The following is a 20,904-nucleotide window of genomic DNA, read 5'->3' as shown; positions in this document are numbered from 1 at the left end:
ATGCTTTCGAGAACTGCTTCCGACCTTTACTGGATGTCGCGCTACCTGGAGCGTGCAGAAAACCTTGCGCGCATGCTCGAGGTCAGTTATTCGCTATCGCTGATGCCCCAGGCTGGCCGCAGCGACGGCCATGCCGAGCTGGCCATGTCACTGCTGGCATCCGGAACGCTGGACGACTACCGCCGCCGGCACACCGAGCTGGACACCGAGCGCATGCTGCACTTCTTCGCCCTCGACGCGACCAACCCCGGCAGCATCTATTGCTGCCTGCAGGCGGCCAGGACCAATGCCCACGCAGTGCGTGGCCGCATCACTGCCGACATGTGGGAGAACATCAACGCTACCTGGATCGAGATGCGCAACATTGCCAGCAATGGTCTCGGCCGTTATGGCATCAGCCAGTTCTGCGACTGGGTCAAGGAACGCTCGCACCTGTTCCGCGGTGCTACTTCAGGCACCATCATGCGCAACGACGCTTACAGCTTCATCCGCCTGGGGACCTTCCTGGAGCGGGCTGACAACACCCTGCGCCTGCTCGATGCACGCTATGAAATGTTCGGGGAGGCCTCCGAGGAAGTCAGCGATGATTCTGCCCGCGGCTATTACCAATGGAGCGCCTTGCTGCGCGCGCTGACCTCCTACGAAGCCTTCAACGAACTGTATCGCGCCGCACCCAGTGCACGACCGGTGTCCGAGTTGCTATTGCTGCGGGTCGATGTGCCCCGCTCGCTGCATGCCTGCATCGAGGAGCTGGACCAGATCCTTGCCAGCCTGCCGGGCAGCACCGGGCGCGCCGCCCAGCGCATGGCCGCCGAACTCAACGCTCGCCTGCGCTACACCGCGATCGACGAAATACTCGAAGCAGGGTTGCACCCGTGGTTGAGCGACTTCATTGGGCGCATCAATCAACTGGGCCAGGCGGTCCACCACTCCTATCTGGAGGTCGTATGAAACTGTCCATTCGCCACGACACTACCTACAGCTATGCAAGCGATGTGTGCAACAGCATCCAGTTCCTGCGCCTGACGCCACGCAGCAGCGAGCGCCAGCGCATCACTGAATGGCAACTCGACCTGCCCTGCAAGGTCAAGGGCCAGATCGACCCGTATGGCAACATCCTGCATGTACTGACCTTGGACAAACCCCATGGTCACCTGGCACTGACCGCCAGCGGCCAGGTAGAAATCGACCCGGATCGCGAGCAGGAGGCCGGCGAACATTCACCCCTGCCCTTCCTGCGCGGCAGCCACCTGACCCAGGCCGATGACACACTCAAGGCCTTCGCCAGCCGACATTGTGGCGAGCACCGCGACCGGGCGGCGCTGATCGGGCTGATGCAAGGCCTGGCCGAGCACATGCCATACAGCCCCGGTGCCACATCGGTGGGCACCACTGCCATCGAAGCGTTCAGCGGCGCTGCCGGGGTGTGCCAGGACCATACCCATGCGTTCCTCGCCTGCGCGCGCAGCCTGGGTATTCCGGCACGCTATGTGTCCGGTTACCTATGTACCGAAGACGAGCAGCACCTGGCCAGCCATGCCTGGGCGGAAGCCTGGGTCGATGACGCCTGGTACAGCTTCGACATCACCAACCGCCTGACCCGGCCAGAACGCCACCTGAAGCTGGCAGTGGGCCTGGACTACCTCGATGCCTGCCCGGTCAGGGGCGTGCGCCGCGGGGGCGGCGCCGAATCGATGCAGGCCAGCGTACACGTGCACCGCCAATGACAGGTGCGGCATCCGTTCATGAAAAAAACAAGGGAAACAGCATGACCTATTGTGTCGCCATGCACCTGGCGGACGGGCTTGTCTTCATCAGCGACTCACGCACCAATGCGGGCATCGACCAGATCGCCAGCTTTGCCAAGCTGTTCGTGTTCGGCGTGCCGGGGGAGCGCCTGATCGTCCTGCAGACCGCTGGCAACCTGGCGACCTCGCAATCGGTGGTGAACCTGCTCCAGCAACGTACGAAGGGCCCCGGCCCCCACCTGTTGAACGTTGCGACGCTCTACGATGCAACGGTACTGGTCGCCGACACCTTGCGCGAGGTGGTCAGCCGTGATCGCAGCAAGCTGTCGGCCGGAATCGACCTGAGCAGTTCGTTCATCGTCGGCGGCCAGATTGCCGGCGGCCCCATGGGCATATACAACGTCTATGCGCAGGGCAATTTCTTCCAGGCCACGCCGGACACCCCGTTCCTGCAACTGGGCGAAAGCAAGTACGGGCGGCCGATTCTGGACCGTAACCTCGGCTACCATATGCCACTCGATGAAGCATTGCGCTGCGGCCTGATCTCGTTCGACTCGACCATTCGCAGCAACCTGTCGGTGGGCATGCCGTTGGACTTGCTGGTGTATCAGAAGGACAGCCTGGAAACACCGAAACGCCAGCGTATCGCCAGCGACGATGTGTATTACGAGCAGATACGCAGGCAGTGGAGCGACGGGCTCAAAAGACTGTTGGCCGAACTGCCAGCGCCGCCGTACTGATTGGCAGGGCCACTGTGGAAGCGGGCATGCCCGTTCCCACTGTGGCCTTGGTCCTACTCCAGCGGAATAGTCAGGCGATCGATGACGGCGCGGGTTTCTGGCCGTACCCCGCGCCACCAGGCGAAAGCCTCCGCCGCCTGCTCGACCAACATACCGACACCGTCGGCCAGGCGCACCACCCCCTGCGCCTGGGCCATGCGCAGGAACGGCGTAAGGCCTTTGCCATACGCCAGCTCGTAAGCCAGCTGCGTCGCGCCCAGCACGCCTTCAGGCAGTGGCGGCAGCTCGCCGGTGAGGCTGGCAGAGGTGGCGTTGACCACGATGTCGAAGGACTGTCCCTCCAGTTCCTCATAACGGCTGATGCGCAGCCTTGGATGATCCAGTTCGTTGCGCAGGGCGAGCGCCTTGGCCATGTCACGGTTGGCAAGCACCAGCTCGCTCGGCCCCGCCTGCAGGAACGGCAGCAATGCACCGCGTACCGCGCCACCGGCGCCGAGCAACAGTACCCGTCGATTGGCCAGCGGCTCACCGAGGTTTTCCTCGATATCCCGCAGCAAGCCGATGCCGTCGAAATTTTCGGCAAAGATACGGCCATCCTCGAACTTCAACGCATTGGCCGCCCGCGCCAACTGGGCGCGCTCGCTGCGCTGGTCGGCCAGCTCGAAGGCTCGCAACTTGAACGGCGCGGTGATGTTCATGCCCAACCCACCATCACTGCGAAACTGCAGTACCTGAGCCTCGAAGCCCTCGAGCTCGCCCTCCAGCGCGCCATACTCCAGGCACTGGCAGGCGACCTGGGCGAACAGGCCATGAATCAACGGGGACTTGGTGTGGTTGATCGGCCGGCCGATCACTGCATAGCGGTCGCTCATCGTGCATCTCCGTGGGTGAACAGCACACCGTCTGCCTGCATGGCGGTGATTTCTTCAGGGGTGAAACCTAGGCCGGCGGCCACTTCGGCATTGTGCTGACCGAGGTCCGGGGCCACCTGGTGGATCGTGGTGTCACAGTCGGAAAAGCGGAACGGCAGGTTGGGCAGGCGCAAGGTACCGTAGCGCGGGTGCTGCTGCTCGATGACCATGTTGCGCGCCTTAATCTGCGGGTCGGCCACCACCTCGTCGATGCGCTGCACCTTGGCGCTGGGGATGTCGATGTCATCGAGCAACTGCAGGATATCCGCCACCAGGCGCGCGCCGACCCAGTCGCGAACCACGGCCAGAATCGCCTGGCGATGGGCGTTGCGGCCATTGAGGCTGTGGTAGCGGCTGTCGCTGCCGAACCCGGCCGGGCCACCGTTGGCTTCCAGCATCGCGGCAAAGCGCTTCCAGGCATCGTCGACCTGGGCGGCGATTACCAAGTCGCCATCGGCCGCGCGAAACACGCCGTACAGGGTGGAGGTGGGCATGTCATGGCCGGTCTGCTCGGGCAGGACGGTGCCGTCGGACAAGGTGTAGCACTGCACCGCATATTCATGCATCGACACCAGCGTGTCGTACAGGGCCATGTCGATGTGCTGGCCGCGTCCACTGTTCACCCGGCCCAGCAATGCCGCATTGATCGCCGCCACGGCATGAATGCCGGTGTACATGTCGCCAAGGGAAATGCGCAGCAACGGCGGCGCTTCGCCCGGCACGCCGACCATCTGCATGATCCCGCTCTTGGCCTCGGCGATCAGCCCGAAACCGGCGCGGTGGGCATCCGGCCCGGTATGGCCATAGGCGGAGATGGAGCAGTACACCAGACGCGGGTTGCGCGCCGACAGCTCGGCATAGCCCAGGCCCAGCTTGTCCAGGGCGCCGGGGCGATAGTTTTCGATGAACACATCGGCCGAGTCGGTCAGGCGCTGCATGAACGCTTTGCCACGCGGGTCCTTCATGTTCACGCTGACGCCCTGCTTGCCCATGTTCAGCTGCAGGAAGTAACCGCTCTGCTGCTCATCAAGGGTAAATGCATGCTGGCGCCCGGCATCGCCGCTGCCCGGCCGTTCGACCTTGATCACCTCGGCGCCGAGTGCTGCCAGGCAGCGGCCCACATAGGGCCCGGCGAGGAAGTGGCTGTAGTCGATGACGCGGATACCTGCCAATGGCAATGCCTGGCTCATGCCTGCACCCTCCGGGGCACCATCAGCCGGTGCTCGCCACGCTGCACGACTTCGCCGTGCTGGTTGATCAGCTCCGACGGCAAGACCACGATGCCCCAGCCCGGTCGACTGTTGCTCGGGCGCATCGCCCCCACGCGCATGCGCACGTGCAGCACATCGTCGACCTTGATCGGCAGCACGAAGTCCCAGGTCCAGCCCAGCGACATGCCCGGTACAAAGCGGTATTCGCACTGGGTCTTCAGGCCGTCGGCGATCGACAGGCCGAACAGGCCGTGGGCAACCAGGCAGCCGAAATGACTGGCGTTGGCGTAGGCCTCGTCGACATGCACCGGGGTGTGGTCGCCGGTGAGGTCTGCGTAGGCCAGGATACGTTCGCGGGTCACCGTGTAGGTGGGGCTGATGCATTCATCGCCTTCGCGGGCATCGTCCCAGTATCTTTCCACTACGCTCATGCCACCACCTCTGCACGTGGGTCGATGGCCAGTGCCTGGGCGACGCATTTCGCCGGCGATGCCTGAATGAACTCGACCGCAAGGCCGTCAGGCAGGCGCAGCCAGTTGCGGCCCTGGGGCATTTCGCTCACGCCGAAACGCTGTGCGGCGGCCAGGGTAGCTTCGAGGTCCTCGCACATGATGCCCAGGTGCGCCATGCGCCCTTCCGGGCCGGCAAAGTCCGGTTGGTGGATGAACTGCAGGCCACCAAGGGTCCAGTACTGTGCAGGCTGCTCGACGTCACCCTGTATTTCACGCATGGTCATGCCACACACCTCGCTGAAAAAGCGGATGTGCCACTGGATGTCGCGCACCCAGAACGCCACGTGTTCAAGGTAGGCTTTCGGCTGGCTCATGGATTACTCCCCTTCTGCTGATCGGCCATGGCGCGTTCGATGCCCTTGATGCAGGCCACCAGGGTCGCGTTGACCGGCGTGGCCACGCCATGGCGCTGGCCCCAGCGCACGACGGAGCCATTGATGAAATCGATCTCGGTGACCGAACCCTTTTCCAGGCTCTGCAGCATCGAGGTACGGAAGCTTGCCGGCAGGCCTTCGGCGGCCAGCCGCCATGCAGAATCCGGGCTGGTGAGGCTCAGGCGGATGCCTGCTCGTTCAGCGACGGCAATGGCTTCAGCCACCGCTGCCTTGGCGGTGCTTTCCAGCAGCGGCTCGCTGTACAACTGGCCATAACCGAGCCTGGTGATGCCGCTGAGCGCGCCTGTCGCGACGTTGACCAGCAGCTTGTCCCACATGGTGCCGAGAATGTTGTCACTGACCGTGGTGGCGAGCCCGGCGCCATTGAAGACCTCGGCGATGGCCTGCACACGCAGCGTCCTTTGGCCGTCGAGCTCGCCGATGAAAGTCTGCTTGCCCGCAACACCGGCGCGGATCGAACCCGGCGCCAGCAGCACGCCACCGACGTAGGTCTTGCCAGCCAGCACCCGCTCACGGCCCACGGCCTCGGCCAGGATGTCTTCATGGCCAAGACCGTTCTGCAGTGACAGCACAAGCGTCTGCGGCCCGATCAGCGCCTTGGCCCCGGCAATCGCCTCGCCGGTGTGGAATGACTTGACCAGCACCACCACCAGGTCGGCCACGCCCACGGTTGCCGCGTCGCAGGCTGCCTTCACCGGGACCTGCCGCTCGCCGCGTTCGTCCTGCACCCGCAGCCCGTGCAGGTTCATCGCCTCGACATGTGCATGGCCACGGTTCAACAGCCAGGTTTCGTGCCCCGCTTCGCTCAAGGCCGCACCGATGGCACAACCCAGGGCGCCGGCGCCCAGAATGCAGATTTTCAAATCGCTGACCTCCTGTGGTTTGCGACTACCTTATGCAGCGAGCCTTATTTCGGCTATACAATGGACTCAATACACTTATTGGATTTCGCAATAATGAGTGCGCTCGACGCTTTGCCCGACCCCAAGCTGCTGCAACTGTTCGATGTGCTGTATCAATGCCGCAGCGTCACTCGCAGTGCTGAACAGCTCGGCCAGAGCCAACCTACCGTGAGCATCTGGTTGGGGCGCTTGCGTGAAGAGTTGAACGACCCACTGTTCGTGCGTACGCCAGGCGGCATGGCGCCAACCCCGCGGGCAGACCAGCTGATCGGGCCATGCCGCGAGGTGCTGGAATCGCTGCGGCGCCTGACTACCTGGGAGCCGCAGTTCGTTCCGGCCACGGCGCAGCGGCGCTTTCGCCTGTGCGTCAGTGATGCCAGCCATATCACCCTGCTGCCCAGCATCCTCAACCACCTGCGCACCCACGCGCCGGGTATTCGCCTGGAAGCTGCACGCATCGATGGCAATACCGAGAGCGCGCTGGAGTCGGGCGAGGCGGACCTGGCCATCGGCTTCGTGCCCTGGCTGGGTGCGGGGATGTATCAGCAAGTGTTGTTCGAGCAGGACTGGGTCTGCCTGAGCAACCCGCTACACCCTCGATTGAGCAACGGCATGAGCGTGGCGGGTTACCAGGCCGAGGGGCATGTACAAATCAGTGCCGGGACCGGGCAGAAGTTACTGGAGGCTGGCCTGGCGCGGGCCGGCATCGAACGCAGGATCATGCTGGAGCTGCCGGCGTTTCTGGGGTTGGGGATGATTGTCGGGTCGACCGACCTGGTGGCTACGTTGCCACGGCACATCGGCCAGACACTCGCCGACATGCATGGTTTGCACGTGCACGATTGCCCGTTTGCAGTGGAAGGTTTCACGGTCAAGCAGCACTGGCACGCACGGTACCAGCAAGACAGCGGGAATCGCTGGATCAGGGAGGTGGTGCGGGGCTTGTTTCAAACAGGGGCCGGTTAGCACACACGGCGAAACCTTCGCTCGCCTCATCGCTCCATGGATCTGGGCTGACCCGCCGTTCAACGGGCATAGCGTGCCGCCTATTTGCCGACCGCGCCGGGCGCGGGTCGAAGGCGACGGGGCCGCGAAGCGGCCGGTCTCTGGGCCGACAGCAATTGTCCACGAACGGCGACTAACGACCCATTACGGCCCTTGGCGCAAGGCCCCTAACGGCCATTTGAAGTCATTAAGAACAGCAGCCTGGGTCGTAGACGGCGCTTGAAATGGTCAACCACTTCTCCATCGGTTGGTAGATCAGCCCGGCAAGCTCGCCCACTTCCCCTGCCAACGCAAAACCGTAACGTTCATAAGCGGCCACTGAAGATAGCGACGCTCTAACTGTTACTACATTGGCCCTGGCCTGCTCCAGAGCCGCATTCATCAAGCGCCTCCCAACGCCGTGGCGCTGCCAGGCCGGCGCAACGAACAGCATCGCCACATGGCGCCCTTCCTTCAGCTCGATCAGCCCGACCAGGGTTCCCTCCGCGACACAAACCAGCATCAGGTTGTCACTTACCATTCGTTCGGCAAACGCCTTCTGAGCAACCACCTTTGCGAAGGTTTCCACGCCCTGGGCAGACAGCGATGGCGCAACCGCTAGCATGAACGCCTCCAAGCACAGGGCGTTGGCGCTTGGCAGGTCTTCCTGAGTCATCTTGCGTATCTGCATGGTCGTCGTCCGTGACTTGGGTAGGGGTATTTTTATACCAGAACATCCGACTTAGAGATATGCAACAACGCCTCTGCTAACAGACACTTCCATGCGCGAGACGTTATAGACCGGCAGCTTCGGGTCCAGGCTGTGAAAAAACCCTGCGATTATCTAACCTTCTGATCGTCGAGATCGTGGCGGGGACGATCATGAAGCGGTTCATTGAGGGTGAGGCCCGGACGCAAGTCACGCTGCTGCCGGAGTGCCTGGATGATTACATCACCGAAGAAAACCCTGTTCGGGTGGTTGACGTTTTCGTCGATGAACTCGACCTCGGAGCGCTCGGATTCGAGGGTGTCGATCCGGCTGCTACGGGTCGTCCGGCCTACCATCCAGCAGTCCTGCTGAAAATCTACATCTATGGCTACCTCAACCGGATTCAGTCCAGCCGCCGGCTTGAGCGCGAGGCAGAGCGCAACGTCGAGCTGATGTGGTTAACGGGCCGGTTGGCTCCTGACTTCAAAACGATTGCTGACTTTCGGCGAGACAACGGTAAAGCTATTCGCGGCGTGTGCCGGCAATTCGTAGTGCTGTGCCGCAACCTCAATCTTTTCTCCCAGTCGATCATTGCCATCGACGGCAGCAAATTCAAAGCCGTAAATAACCGCGACCGCAACTTCACCCAGGGCAAGATCAAGGCGCGCATGCAGCAGATCGAGCAGAGCATTGACCGCTATCTTGCGGCGCTGGATTCGGCGGATCGGGCGGCGCCCGAGGTCGCCGAGGCCAAGGCTGAACGGCTGAGCGAAAAAATAGAAAAGCTGAAACAGCAGATGACAAAGCTAAAGGACATTGAAGCGCAGCTTCACGCCAGCCCAGATCAGCAAATCTCTCTTACCGATCCTGATGCACGCTCAATGGCCACGAGTGGCCGAGGTACTGGCACGGTTGGCTACAACGTACAAACAGCAGTCGATGACAAATACCATCTGATCATTGCTCATGAAGTCACTAATGTTGGCAATGACCGAACGCAGCTGAGCAATATGGCGAACCAGGCACGCGAAGAGATCGGCGCTGAGTCGCTGACAGTGGTCGCCGACCGAGGCAATTACAAAGGTCCGGAGATACTTGCTTGCGAGCAGGCAGGGATCACCACTTTTGTCCCGAAGCCGCTGACATCAAGCAGCAAAGCGGAAGGCCGATTCGGCAAGCAGGACTTCATCTACATCGCTGCATCGGATGAATACCGATGCCCTGCGGATCAACTACTGACCCGCAGGCATTCTTCGGTGAAAGACGGTATGTTGCTGCACTCCTACTGGTTCTCTGGCTGCCAAAGTTGCTCCATGCAGAAGCAGTGTACGACGGGTAAGGAACGCCGATTGAAGCGCTGGGAGCATGAAACGGTAGTCGAAGCCGTGCAGATCCGATTGGAGCATGACCCAGGAAAGATGAAGGTTCGTCGGCAGACGGTGGAGCATCCCTTCGGAACGCTCAAATACTGGATGGGAAGCACTCACTTCCTGACCAAAACCCTACCGAGGGTAAGCACCGAAATGAGCCTTCACGTGCTTGCCTACAATCTCAAACGAATGATGAGCATCTTTGGCATTGCTGGGCTGATTGAAGCGATCAGGACTTGAGGTCACGCATTTTTTGCGTCCGTATACGGCTATTCGGGCTGCTGCCGCGGCCCAAATAGCGCAGGCCGCGTCCGGGCCCGACTGAGGTAGATCAGCACTCAGATCTGCTGAATTGACAGGGTGCCCCAGCTTCTTTCGCTACTCGACGTACTTATTAGCGTTTTCACACAGCCTGGCCCCATTGCGGACATTCAACAGAGGCTAGCGAGATAACACTATCTGTGGGAAGGCTCATCAATGCAGAGAGAGCTGCTCATCGATATTCGGAAAAACTTTCCGATGCTCGCATGTGCTCGATCAGGCCGGGTACGTCCTCGGGTGATGCCGCTCGAACTGTGCCCTCTCGACTCAACATGCACATGAAACGCCGTTACCCTGTGCAGCAACGTCCGCACCCTCCAACGAAAACCCTTCGTCAAGCCAGCCGGTAACCCCGCCAATCATTTCTTTCACCGGAAAACCCAGCTCAGCCAAACGAACCGCCGCCCGATGTACGCCATTGCAATGCGGCCCCGCGCAATAAACAACGAAAAGCGTCTGGCGCGCATAGTCAGCCATGCGTTCTGCGCTGATGGTGCGGCCAGGAATATTGATCGCGCCCGGCACATGGCCTTGCGCAAACGCCTCGCTGCTCCTTACATCTACCAGCACATAGTCGACATCACCCGACCGCTGGCTACGTTCAACATCCGAACAATCCGTCTCGAACGCCAGACGGCGGCTGAAATGAAGCAGGGCTTCGGATGGGCTTGCGGCAGGATATTCGCTGACCAGGCTTGGCATGGATTTCACTCCTCGGTTGAAGGTGCGCCCATTGTAGGAAGCCCGCCTGTACCGCTACAGTGGCGCACTCGACAGTCACCGGTAGTTTTCCGCCAATGCTCACGAACCCTGGTTTGGTCGCCGTGCTGGCCTATGACGGGCTGTGCACCTTCGAGTTCGGCATTGCCGTGGAGATCTTCGGGCTGCCACGCCCGGAGTTCGAATTCGCCTGGTACACGCATCGCATCGTCGCCGTCGATCCCGCACCAATGCACGCGGCAGGTGGCATGCAGGTCATTGCCGAGTTCGGCTTGGAGTCGCTCGTTGATGCCCATACCATCATCATTCCGGGCTGGCGTAGCCGCGATGAGCGCCCGCCGCAGGTGCTGCTGGACGCCTTGCGCGCCGCGTATCAACGCGGGGCGCGGTTGCTTTCCATCTGTTCGGGGGTGTTCGTGCTCGCGGCTGCGGGCCTTCTGGACGGCAAGCGTGCCACCACCCACTGGCGCTATACGGACGAACTCGCGGCACGCTATCCACTCATTGAAGTAGACCCAGGCGTGCTTTACGTAGACTGCGGCCAGCTGATTACCTCGGCAGGCAGCGCTGCCGGTATAGATGCCTGCCTGCACCTGGTGAGTCGAGACTTTGGTACGCAGGTTGCCAACACCGTTGCCCGTCGCCTGGTTATGGCACCCCAGCGTTCCGGAGGGCAAACACAGTTCTTCCCCGCACCCCTTGCCCAGAAGCCTCGCGATGATCTTGCCGCGGTGCTGGAGTGGGCGACCTTGCATGTGGGCAGGCCGCTTACGGTCAAGCAGCTGGCAGCGAAGGCACTGATGAGCGAACGAACCTTCCTGCGACGCTTCATCGAAGCGACAGGCATCACGCCGAAAACCTGGCTGCTTCAGGTGCGCATGAACGTGGCGCGTGAGTTGCTGGAAAGCAGCCCATTGAGCAATGAGCAAATCGCCGAACGCTGCGGGTTCGCCTCGGCGGAAAGTTTCCGGGCAGCATTTCGCAAGATCGTGGGGTTGGCGCCCATGAGGTATCGTGCGCAGTTTGGCAACCACTGACCGTTCAGCGGTACCTTTGGTACACCGTTTCTGCCAAGGAAGCAGAAACACGTGCATGTCGATTCTGTCGCGCCCTGGTACGCGTCAGCTGCTATCCGGACTCAGGGCGACTGACCGTTGTGGCGTCAGAAGCGCTCATCCCCGATCGCGGGCAAGATCAACTCCCGTACGAATGAAGCCCCTGACAGGCGCAACAACGCATCGACCATGGTGACCACATCATGTACCGGTACCCAACGCCGCTCACCTCGCGCAGCAGCCTGCACCAATGGCGTGGACAGGGCGTCATCGGTATTCAGGTAACCCAGCTGAAGCACGGTCACCGCCAGGTTGTCATCCCTGAAGCCTTCGCGTAGCGCATCAGCCATGCCGTTGAGGGCGAACTTGGAGGCACCGAACGCTACCTCCGGGCGCCCGCTCTGGCGAAGAGCCGAAGTCGAGCCGGTGAGGATCAACTGCGGCCGGGGAGCACCGAGCAACCTGGGTATCAGGCGTTTGAGAAGAAGCAGCGTGGCGGTGACGTTCACCTCGACCAGCCGGGTGATCGATTCGTCGCTGTCTTCGGAGAATGCATAGTGCTCGCTGAAGGCATGCTCTTCCCAGATGCCGACGTTGTATATCAGTACGTCCAGATCGGCAGGTGTTCGGTCCGCGATCCGTGCTACAGCCGCCACTGGCTCGGAAAGGTCGGCATCGATCCAGTACAGGTCGATGCCCGGCGCAAGGGCCAGATCTTTCGGCTGTTTGCGTGATACGCCAATCAGCGTGTCCCCGGGCTTGCCGAGGCCTTCGAGCAAAGCCCGCCCCAGGCCTCTGCTGGCGCCTACGATCATCGTCTTCACATGCTGTTCCTCTTTCCCTGATCCGCTCCAGGCCTCACTGGATCGGTCATCGCCTTCGACAGGCCCAAGGCGATGAAGCCGATAATCTGGAAAACCAGCAGTGAAGTCGGAGTGTCCATTTCTGGTGCTTGCGAGTTCGTTTGCGCAAGCAGCGAGTGTGCCGCCACGCCACTCTAAAACCTTGAGTTAACTCGAGGTCAATAGCGGTTCAGGGTTACAAGGCTGGCATTTCACCTTTTCCGCCGTGGCCGCAGCAGCATTGGTCACCACACCGCCGAACAGCGCCAGCCAGTATCCCTCAAGCCGTGGCGACCGTGCTTTTCACTGTATCGAGCAGCCCCAGGCGCGTGGCCCGGCAGACAGCACTCACCACAGCCTTGAGTGATGCCTGGAGTGTGCTGCCGTCCCTGCCCACGCCAAACAGCAACTGGTTCTTGACACGTATTTCGATGTAGGCAATGGCTTCGGCCTCAGCACCATCACGCACGGCGTGCTCGTGGTAATCGGCAATATCGAAGACCAGCCCCTGCTGGGCGAACGCATGGACCAGTGCGGCCACTGGGCCATTACCCTTGCCAGCGAACGCCAGGCGTTCACCCTCGACCAGCAGTTGAGCGTCAAGGTAAGTGCAGGCTTCGTCAGTGGTGACCATGGGGTGCAGCAAGGCGTAGGGATTACCCTGCTCCAGGTAGTTTCTGGTGAAGCACGACAAGATCATTTCGCTGGTGATCTCCCTCCCTTCACTATCGGCGACCTGCTGCACCAGGCCGCTGAACTCCATCTGTAACCGACGCGGCAGGACGATACCCTGCTGCTCCAGGAGATAGGCCACACCACCCTTGCCTGACTGGCTGTTGACCCGGATGACTGCCTCATAGCTGCGCCCCATGTCGGCCGGGTCGATCGGCAGGTACGGCACCTCCCAGAAACCGTCGGGGTTTTTCCGCCGTTGGGCGAAGCCCTTCTTGATGGCGTCCTGGTGAGAGCCGGAAAATGCCGTGAACACCAGCTCTCCCGCATAGGGATGGCGTGGATGGGTCGGCAACTGGTTGCAGAACTCGACCTCACGCTGGACATGGATGATGTCAGAGAAATCCAGCTCCGGGCTGATGCCACTGGTGTAGAGGTTCATGGCCAAGGTCAGGATATCGACATTACCGGTGCGCTCACCATTGCCGAACAAGGTGCCCTCGACCCGCTCGGCGCCTGCCAGGCAGGCCTGCTCGGCGGTAGACACACCTGTGCCACGGTCATTGTGCGGGTGGATACTGATGATCACGCTGTCGCGCTTGCGTACGTGGCGGCAGAACCATTCGATCTGGTCGGCGAACACGTTGGCGGTCGAAACTTCCACGGTGGTAGGCAGGTTCAGGATCATCTTGTTGGTGGGAGACGGTTCGAATACGTCTATCACCGCTTCGCAAATTTCCAGGCCAAAATCGAGCTCGGTGAAGCAGAAGGTTTCTGGTGAATACTGGTAAGTCCACTGCGTCTGCGGATTGGCCTGCATCAGCGCCTTGATCTCCCGGGTAGCCTGCGTGGCGATGCCGATGCAACCTGCGCGATCCACGCCGAACACCACATCACGAAATACGGGAGCCGTTGCGTTGTACACATGAACGATGGCACGTGGCGCCCCCTTGAGCGCTTCGAAGGTACGCTCGATCAAGTGTGTACGGGCCTGTGTCATGACCTGGATAGTCACATCTTCGGGGATCCGACCGCTCTCGATCAATTCACGCACATAGTCGAAATCGGTTTGCGATGCTGCCGGGAAGCCAACCTCGATCTGCTTGAAACCAACCTTCACCAAAAGGTCGAAGAATCGACGCTTGCGTTCGGCGTTCATCGGCTCGATCAGTGCCTGGTTACCGTCTCGCATGTCGACGCTGCACCAGGTGGGAGCGACCTTCTGGACCTGATTGGGCCACTGGCGGTCTGGCAGGTCGACTGTGGCGAAATGGCGATATTTGATTGATGGATCCTTAAGCATCATGGCGGCTTTCTCCTGGGCCTGTGTAACACCTTGTACTTGCCCGTGATGGACAAGCCAAAATATTGGATCCAATTTACACAGAACCTGGCTTACCTCGATTGCGTTATTCAGCATCAATTCGGTAACTTGCGAACATTTATTGTTATAAACAATGAAAAAATGGATTTTTATATCGAAAAATGAAAATAGGCAGCCACAGACTGCCTTCAGCACCATCCCGTCGGAAGCTACAGCCCCAAAATCCGGCAAAGGCGAATGCGCCTTCATGAAAAAGCGCTTATTGGCTTGCTTCCGTCTCCTCTTGCTTGAAGATACGGAACCCTCGCGCCTGATAATTTCGAAGCGCGGCAGGATGGTCGAAGGTGCAGGTATGTACCCACACCCGCTCTGTACCGCTCCATCCCCACGCAGATCGGACAGCATGGCTCAGGAGCGCTCCGCCGAAGCCACACCCCAGGAATTGAGGTGCCAGCCCGAAGTAGCGTATCTCTGCGTTACTGCCATCGGGGCGATAGAGCTCGTAATAGCCAGCTATCGCACCACGGTAATAGGCAACCCAGGTACGGTGGCAATCCTGTTCGACGAGTGCCTGCCAGTCAGAAATCCCCCAGGTGTCAAGATCGCCCCACTCCCAAGGTGTGCCTACCAGCTTGTACAGAAACCGATTGAATTCCGCCTGAGGCACTTCACATTCAATGATCTGGAGTTCGTGAGGCTGTGGTTTTTCCTTCAGCTCGGATGCCGAGACCATTTCCAGATAATAAGTGGTGCAAGACCGTTCCATCGTAGACTCCCTACCCTACAAGCCAGCTATTGGTGTGAAACATGACAATGACCACCGGGGCCGACATCGAGCCCGGTGGTTTTTCACTACCTTACCAATTGTGCGTGTAACTGGCAGTCAATACCGTGCCGGGTGCCGGCAAGTGGCTGGTGTTGTTGTTATTGCGCAGCAACTGGCTGTAGAGCGGGTAGTAGTCGCGGTTGAACAGGTTCTGGATGCCGACGCTCACCTTGTCGTCTGCGGTGATCTGGTACTGGCTGACCAGGTCGACTGTCGTATAACTGCTAACCTGATGTCGACCAAAGCTGTCCAACCCATCGAGCCTGTAGTCCTTGGCATCGAAGAACGTGGCTTGCAAGCGGTTGCTCCAATCCAGGGTCGGCTTGTATTGCACGTAGGCGGTCAGCTTCAGCGGCGGAACGCGATAGCCGGTCATGTCTTGCCAGTCTTTACCGTCCGGTTTTTCTCGTCCGCGCATCCAGGTCGCACTCCCCCCTGCGCCCCACACCGCATCGTCCGACAGCCAATCGGCACTGGCTTCAGCACCGTAGATACGCTCCTTGGTGCGGGTCAGAATCAGGCCGTTGTTGAAACTTTGTACATCCCCCAGTTTGGAGGTGGTGTAGAACAGCGCCAGGGTGCCGAGTGTGTTGCTGCCCAGGTCTCCTCGCCAGCCAAGCTCATAGTTGTTGGTCTTGACCGGTTCCAGGTTCGATGCGCCGATGTCGAAGCCACGGCGCGCATTGCGCAGTTGGATGCCCACGTCGGGCAACTGGAAGCCCTGGCTGAAGGAGGCGTAGATTTCCTGGCCGAGTACCGGCGAGTAGACGATGCCCAGGTTCGACAGCACCGCATCGTAATGAATGTCGCCACCCTTCACCGCCACCGGGGAGGCAGACGTGGATTCGGACAACGGAACGAAGTCATCGAATTCGGCGGTGGAGTATTCGTAGCGCAGGCCGCCGTCGACCGACCAATGCTCATCGAAGCGATGCTGCAGCTGGGCGAAGGCACCGGCGCTCCGCGTCCTCAACGGGGGCATGTACGTGAGCTTGCCAGTCTTGTCGAAAACCAGGCCGCCACTGGCGTCATAAGCCGCCGGGTCGAAGACATCGAGCGGCATGTCGCTGCGCTCCTGGTTATAGTCACCACCCCACACCAGTTCGGTACTGCCGCTGTCGCCAATCGGCGTGCGCAGGGTCAGGCGGCTTCCGAAGACTTCGCTGTTTTGCATGATCTGGTCAACATTGCCGCCGCGGGTGGCAACGGCACGGGCATCGAACGGGGTGAAGCGTGTGAAGTAGTCCCGGTAGTACATCTGGGCAGAAAGCCGGCTCCCGAGGATGTCGAGATTTTCATACTCCAGGTTCACCAGCGTGTTGCGAATGCGGTTCTGCTCGTCAAGATCCAGGCCCTTGATCGTATTGGCCGGCACAGAGCCAGCAGGGAGTTTCGCGACGCTTGGGTCGGTAGCGTAATCGGTGTCCTGGCGGGCATCGTAGTGGCTGACTGCAAGCTGCACTCGCTGGTTCTCGTCAATGTGCAGCCCCAGCTTGCCGCCAATGTTGTAGATGTTCGAATCGAACAGGTCGCCTTGGCTTGGCTCCGGGGCGATCCGGTCACCGTGCGCATCATACGAGGCACCGATATGGCGGGTACCGAAGTCGAACGAGTAGTCCACCGCACCCTGAGAGCCCGCGAAATATTGCTGGAACTGCCCCCCCAGGCCATCGCTGCCAAGGCGGGTCAGCGGCGAGGTCGCGCTCAGGCTGGTTTCGGCGCGGTTTTCACCACCCGCGGGCCGTGTGGTAATGGAGATGATGCCCCCCGTGGCGCCGCTGCCGTAGATGGCGCTGCTGCCACGAATGACTTCGACCCGTTCGATCAGTGCCGGGTCGATGTTGGCCAGGTTGCGCGAGGAGTCGCGGTTGGTATTGAGCGGCACCCCGTCGACCATGACCAGCATGCTGCGCCCGCGCAGGGTCTGGCCATACTCGGTGACGGTGCGGCTGGAGTCGGACATGCCGGGAACCGCCTTGGCCAGTACCGTAGCCAGGCTCTCTGACCCCTGGCGCAGCTCCTGCAGTTGTTCATGCTCGAGAATGGTGGATTGCCGCGTCGCGGAAACCAGGCTGCTGCTGGTGCGCGAGGCGGTGATTTCCGTCTGGGCCATTTCCACGGGTCCGCTCTGGATTCCAGCACTTGATGCAGGGCCCCCCTGCGCGACGATGACGAACGTGCGCTCATCCTTGGCCTGTACCTGCAAGCCAGTATCCTTGAGCAGCGTTTGAAGTGCTTCCTCGGGTGTGAACCGCCCCTTCACCGCAGGCGCGTTTCGGCCTGCACCAAGATCGCTGGCGAAGATGATCTGTACCGAAGACTGCTGTGCGAGCGCGTTGATGGCCTCGCCCAGCGGTGCAGCGGGGAGATCCACGTTCACCTTTTCCCGGCCCTGGGCCGACATTGCGATGAGCAGGCTACTGGCAAGCAATGACAGGCGTAGCTGGCGACTGCGGAGGGGAAAATGCACTTCTCGAGTTCCTTTTTGTGGTTGGGCTTTTTCAGTAGCCGCCATGGGGATCGAGAAACCCTACCTGCGACTGAGAATTATTTTCTTGTCGGTTTGCGTTGAATCCGGACGCTGCCGTCCCCTACCTGCAGCACGGCGACAGGCAGGATGCTGGGCAGCAGATCCAGTAGCAGGTCGACATTGCGCGCTTCGAACACCCCCGTCACCTTGAGTGCGGCCAGGCTTGGGTCGCTCAGCTCGATGGGGGCCTTGCGATAGTGGCGCAACAACGACACCGCTTCATCCAGCGGCGTCTGCTCGAACACGATGCGATCATCTTTCCATGCCATCGCCTTGGAGGCGTCAGCCTTTGCAACCGGCATCAGTTGCCCGCCAATCGAGTCGACCTGTTGCCCTGGCCTCAGGGTGACAGGCGCCTGTGCTGCAGCTGCAGCGGTGACGTCCACGCGCCCACGGGCCAGGGTCACACGCACCGCGTCGTTATCCAGCCGGCGGACATTGAACAGAGTACCGAGCACCTCGACTTTCGCCATGCCAGCGGACACTACGAAGGGGCGGTACACGGCCGAGGACACATCGAAAAGCGCCTGCCCTGCGCGCAGGTCGACTTCGCGGCTGAGCAGACGCCAACTGATATCGACATGCGTGCCACTGTCGAGCAGCAGCTTGCTTCCATCGCTCAGCAGCACAGCGCGCCGCTCACCAATGGCGGTAGCGAAACGCTCGCTCTTGTAGGCAGGGTTCAGCCACGCCAGGGCCGCAAAGGCGATCGCAACCGCTAGTGTAATGCCGGCCGACTTCACCGCTTTGGAGGGCGCTGGCCTGAACGGCGGCATGGGGAACAGCTGCTTGAGCTCTTCACGATGTCGCCCCAGTGCCTCGTCCAATGGCGCCTGTTCGGGCTGCCTGGTCATGGATGCACCTCATCGCGCCCAAGCCGTTGCCTGCACGCCGCCAACCCCAGGCGCAGATGCTTTTCCACAGTCTTCAGGGAAATACCGAGGCGCGCAGCTACTTCTGCCTGGGGGATTTCGTGAATCTTGTGCATGACGAAAACAGCCTGGCAGCGTGGTGGGAGGTCTGCGATAGCGTTGACGAGCAGTTGAAACTCGCGCGCGCTGTCATACCTGGTCACCGGGGTGGCTGCCGGGCAGGCCACCTCTGGCAGCTCGGAAATTGCCTCTACCCAGGCGCCTCGGCGGCGATCGCTACGATAGCGGCTCACGGCGGTGTCGTGGGATATTTTTCGTAGCAGGGCCAGTGGGGTTCTGACGTCTTCTTTCTCACCGCGCTCAAGCAACTGCACACACACGTCATGCACTACATCGCGCGCCACGCTTCTGTCGCCGAAGCGTCGGCGAATGTGGTCCACCAGCTCGTCATAGTGACGGACCAATGTAGACAGCAGCGACGGTTTGGCGGGATCGAACGACACGATGCATCCTGGATAAGAGGTAGGCCTCGAAAACAAGACACAAGTGTAAATGAGAAATAATTGCGAATAAACAAGCTACAGCATCGAGCCATGCTAAACCGAGAGAGGGCGAGGAATGGTCAGACCGTTGGCAATGGCACTGGCTTCCAGCTTTGCACGCTCCGCATCCAGAAACACATAGGCGGCTTGCAGCGTGGTGATCTTCGCTTGAATTTCGGCCATCTTGCCGGCTACCAACATCGCGCCTTGGGCGCAATCGATCGTGTTACCGCGCTTGGCCGCAAGGATGTCGCCAATCTCGGCGAGCGAAAAACCGCCACTCTGGGCACTTTGAATAAAGGCCAGGTCAACAACGGTCTGGTCGCTGTAGCTGCGGTAATTGTTGGCTTGGCGATGGGCCACGATAAGCCCGAGTTGCTCGTAATAACGCAATGTATGGCGGCCCACCCCACTCCGGCGCTCCAACTCTCCGACATTCACGATAAAAATTCCTTGACTGTAGAGTAGGCTCTACACCTTAGCCTGCACTGATCATCCAGACAAGGATTCAGATATGAGCGTGGAATGCTTCGTCACTGGCGGCAGTGGGTTTGTGGGTCAACATCTGCTGGCCCATCTTACCGCGACAGGGCACAAGACCTGGGTGCTCATGCGCAACCCTGCAAACATCGAACGCCTCAAAGAGCAGGTAGGCCAACTGGGAGGTAATCCCGCGTATTTAAACGCAGTTGAAGGAGACATCAGCAGGGATGGGCTTGGACTCAGCGAAGCAGACAGGCAATGCGTAACTTCGGCCGCCGTGGTCTTTCACCTCGCGGCGCAGTTTACCTGGGGCCTTACAATGGAACAGGCCCGCGCAGTCAACGTACACGGGGCGCTGAGGGTCGCCAGGCTTGCGGCGAGCCAGCGTATCCGCTTGCTGATGGCTGGCGGTTATATGCTGCAGAACCTTACCCATCTTGCAAGTATCGGGGTTGATAACGCGCACCCTGAAAACACCAATTGGCCTGCAGTATACGGCCGTGTCGGGGGCTACGAAGGCAGCAAGCTGGAGTCCCATTTCTCGGTCGTCCGTTACATGCAGGAGGTAGGCGCAGATTACTCGATCGTTCATCCTGCTACGGTATGTGGTCACAGCGAGAGTGGGCATATCCCTGAAGGTCAACCTCTGGTGGACCTCATCAGAAACCTGGCACTGGGCCGGTTCAAGGCTGTCCCCGGCTCCGCCAGGCACTGGTTGCCGCTGGTCAGCGTTGATTACCTGGTAAAGATGATGACCTGCGTGGCGTTCGACCCATCAATGGTCAACCGGCAGGTCCTGGCGCTGTATGAGCACACGCCGAACCTGCAGGGTATGCTTGAGCAAATGGCACAAACGCTGGATATAGAGCCCCCCCGCCGCCATGTACCCATAGGGTTGCTGAAGTGGCTGTTGGCGATTCCAGGACTGGCCAACCGATTATCGATCAGCGCGGAGTCACTGAACTTCATCCAGACGCAGCGGTTCGACATGAACGACAGCCAGCAACTGGAACGAAAGTATCAGTTGGCCCATCCCGACATGACGCGAACTTTGGAAAAGACGGTGCGCTACGTTGAGGGTTACTTGCCCAATCGTCATGTTGATACTTCTGCATACCCTGCCGGAAGATAACAAACGGGTTCTGATAGAACGCGTGATTCTGTCGAACATTCCAGCAACTTCGGTGTTATATTGTTGCACATGAACCGGATGGTTACTTCCTGACCGTCTGGTT

The 20,904-nt window shown here is 60.4% G+C and carries 21 protein-coding genes; 7 read left to right on the top strand and 14 right to left on the bottom strand.

Annotation, left to right across the window (positions count from 1 at the left end; all coding sequences use genetic code 11):
• The 3 genes from GYA95_RS08090 to GYA95_RS08080 are packed head-to-tail and all read left to right on the top strand — an operon-like array spanning nucleotide 1 to nucleotide 2,488.
• Complete coding sequence (locus GYA95_RS08090) at nucleotides 1-951, top strand: alpha-E domain-containing protein (protein WP_015270105.1); 951 nt, start codon at nucleotides 1-3, stop codon at nucleotides 949-951.
• A complete protein-coding gene (locus GYA95_RS08085) occupies nucleotides 948-1,727 on the top strand; it encodes a transglutaminase family protein (protein ID WP_015270104.1) in 780 nt (259 codons plus the stop codon). Before GYA95_RS08090 ends, GYA95_RS08085 begins: the two co-directional genes overlap by 4 nt.
• 41 nt (nucleotides 1,728-1,768) lie before the next feature.
• Nucleotides 1,769-2,488: a proteasome-type protease gene (locus tag GYA95_RS08080; protein WP_015270103.1), complete on the top strand. Its 720-nt coding sequence runs from the start codon at nucleotides 1,769-1,771 to the stop codon at nucleotides 2,486-2,488.
• Nucleotides 2,489-2,541: 53 nt separating this feature from the next.
• Here GYA95_RS08080 and aroE read toward each other — a convergent pair whose 3' ends face one another.
• From aroE to GYA95_RS08055, 5 genes are read right to left on the bottom strand one after another with little or no spacing between them, the layout of a single operon-like run.
• Nucleotides 2,542-3,360, bottom strand: coding sequence for a shikimate dehydrogenase (aroE, locus tag GYA95_RS08075; RefSeq protein WP_015270102.1), 819 nt, complete (start codon nucleotides 3,358-3,360; stop codon nucleotides 2,542-2,544).
• Nucleotides 3,357-4,589: a CaiB/BaiF CoA transferase family protein gene (locus GYA95_RS08070; RefSeq protein WP_015270101.1), complete on the bottom strand. Its 1,233-nt coding sequence runs from the start codon at nucleotides 4,587-4,589 to the stop codon at nucleotides 3,357-3,359. Before GYA95_RS08070 ends, aroE begins: the two co-directional genes overlap by 4 nt.
• A complete protein-coding gene (locus GYA95_RS08065; protein ID WP_003256790.1) occupies nucleotides 4,586-5,041 on the bottom strand; it encodes a MaoC family dehydratase in 456 nt (151 codons plus the stop codon). Before GYA95_RS08065 ends, GYA95_RS08070 begins: the two co-directional genes overlap by 4 nt.
• Complete coding sequence (locus GYA95_RS08060) at nucleotides 5,038-5,436, bottom strand: VOC family protein (protein WP_015270100.1); 399 nt, start codon at nucleotides 5,434-5,436, stop codon at nucleotides 5,038-5,040. Before GYA95_RS08060 ends, GYA95_RS08065 begins: the two co-directional genes overlap by 4 nt.
• The gene (locus GYA95_RS08055) at nucleotides 5,433-6,380 is read right to left on the bottom strand and encodes a ketopantoate reductase family protein (RefSeq protein ID WP_015270099.1); all 948 of its coding nucleotides are present in this window, start codon (nucleotides 6,378-6,380) and stop codon (nucleotides 5,433-5,435) included. The genes GYA95_RS08060 and GYA95_RS08055 overlap by 4 nt, the downstream gene beginning before the upstream one ends.
• A gap of 93 nt (nucleotides 6,381-6,473) precedes the next feature.
• Between GYA95_RS08055 and GYA95_RS08050 the strand changes: the two genes are divergently transcribed.
• A complete protein-coding gene (locus GYA95_RS08050; RefSeq protein WP_015270098.1) occupies nucleotides 6,474-7,385 on the top strand; it encodes a LysR family transcriptional regulator in 912 nt (303 codons plus the stop codon).
• A gap of 226 nt (nucleotides 7,386-7,611) precedes the next feature.
• On the opposite strand, the gene GYA95_RS08045 is transcribed toward GYA95_RS08050, so the two are convergent.
• Nucleotides 7,612-8,094: a GNAT family N-acetyltransferase gene (locus GYA95_RS08045; protein WP_015270097.1), complete on the bottom strand. Its 483-nt coding sequence runs from the start codon at nucleotides 8,092-8,094 to the stop codon at nucleotides 7,612-7,614.
• Between the two features lie 191 nt (nucleotides 8,095-8,285).
• On the opposite strand from GYA95_RS08045, the gene GYA95_RS08040 reads away from it, so the two are divergent.
• Nucleotides 8,286-9,722, top strand: coding sequence for an IS1182 family transposase (locus GYA95_RS08040; RefSeq protein WP_137137428.1), 1,437 nt, complete (start codon nucleotides 8,286-8,288; stop codon nucleotides 9,720-9,722).
• Nucleotides 9,723-10,070: 348 nt separating this feature from the next.
• Here GYA95_RS08040 and GYA95_RS08035 read toward each other — a convergent pair whose 3' ends face one another.
• On the bottom strand, nucleotides 10,071-10,505 hold the full coding sequence (locus GYA95_RS08035) for a rhodanese-like domain-containing protein (RefSeq protein WP_015270095.1): 435 nt from the start codon (nucleotides 10,503-10,505) through the stop codon (nucleotides 10,071-10,073).
• Between the two features lie 95 nt (nucleotides 10,506-10,600).
• On the opposite strand from GYA95_RS08035, the gene ftrA reads away from it, so the two are divergent.
• Nucleotides 10,601-11,560: a transcriptional regulator FtrA gene (gene ftrA / locus GYA95_RS08030; RefSeq protein WP_043935568.1), complete on the top strand. Its 960-nt coding sequence runs from the start codon at nucleotides 10,601-10,603 to the stop codon at nucleotides 11,558-11,560.
• Between the two features lie 125 nt (nucleotides 11,561-11,685).
• Here ftrA and GYA95_RS08025 read toward each other — a convergent pair whose 3' ends face one another.
• From GYA95_RS08025 to GYA95_RS07995, 7 genes are all read right to left on the bottom strand, one after another.
• Entirely contained in the window at nucleotides 11,686-12,402 is a 717-nt protein-coding gene (locus tag GYA95_RS08025) for an SDR family NAD(P)-dependent oxidoreductase (protein ID WP_015270093.1), read from the bottom strand.
• A 298-nt stretch (nucleotides 12,403-12,700) separates the two neighbouring features.
• Nucleotides 12,701-14,398, bottom strand: a complete 1,698-nt coding sequence (gene leuA, locus GYA95_RS08020) for a 2-isopropylmalate synthase (protein ID WP_015270092.1) — start codon at nucleotides 14,396-14,398, stop codon at nucleotides 12,701-12,703.
• 277 nt (nucleotides 14,399-14,675) lie between these two features.
• Nucleotides 14,676-15,182, bottom strand: coding sequence for a GNAT family N-acetyltransferase (locus GYA95_RS08015; RefSeq protein WP_015270091.1), 507 nt, complete (start codon nucleotides 15,180-15,182; stop codon nucleotides 14,676-14,678).
• 91 nt (nucleotides 15,183-15,273) lie between these two features.
• The gene (locus tag GYA95_RS08010) at nucleotides 15,274-17,712 is read right to left on the bottom strand and encodes a TonB-dependent siderophore receptor (RefSeq protein WP_043935566.1); all 2,439 of its coding nucleotides are present in this window, start codon (nucleotides 17,710-17,712) and stop codon (nucleotides 15,274-15,276) included.
• Nucleotides 17,713-17,789: 77 nt separating this feature from the next.
• Nucleotides 17,790-18,626 carry a FecR family protein gene (locus tag GYA95_RS08005; protein ID WP_015270089.1) on the bottom strand — a complete coding sequence of 279 codons (837 nt, stop codon included), beginning with the start codon at nucleotides 18,624-18,626 and terminating at the stop codon, nucleotides 17,790-17,792.
• On the bottom strand, nucleotides 18,623-19,147 hold the full coding sequence (locus GYA95_RS08000) for an RNA polymerase sigma factor (RefSeq protein WP_015270088.1): 525 nt from the start codon (nucleotides 19,145-19,147) through the stop codon (nucleotides 18,623-18,625). Before GYA95_RS08000 ends, GYA95_RS08005 begins: the two co-directional genes overlap by 4 nt.
• 93 nt (nucleotides 19,148-19,240) lie before the next feature.
• A complete protein-coding gene (locus GYA95_RS07995; RefSeq protein WP_043935564.1) occupies nucleotides 19,241-19,627 on the bottom strand; it encodes a MerR family transcriptional regulator in 387 nt (128 codons plus the stop codon).
• 73 nt (nucleotides 19,628-19,700) lie between these two features.
• Between GYA95_RS07995 and GYA95_RS07990 the strand changes: the two genes are divergently transcribed.
• A complete protein-coding gene (locus tag GYA95_RS07990) occupies nucleotides 19,701-20,801 on the top strand; it encodes an SDR family oxidoreductase (protein ID WP_015270086.1) in 1,101 nt (366 codons plus the stop codon).
• The last annotated feature ends 103 nt before the right edge of the window (nucleotides 20,802-20,904 follow it).

Source organism: Pseudomonas asiatica, assembly GCF_009932335.1.
GTDB lineage: Bacteria > Pseudomonadota > Gammaproteobacteria > Pseudomonadales > Pseudomonadaceae > Aquipseudomonas > Aquipseudomonas asiatica.
Note: the sequence above shows the minus strand (reverse complement) of the source record. Positions and strands in the feature narration are given on the sequence as shown.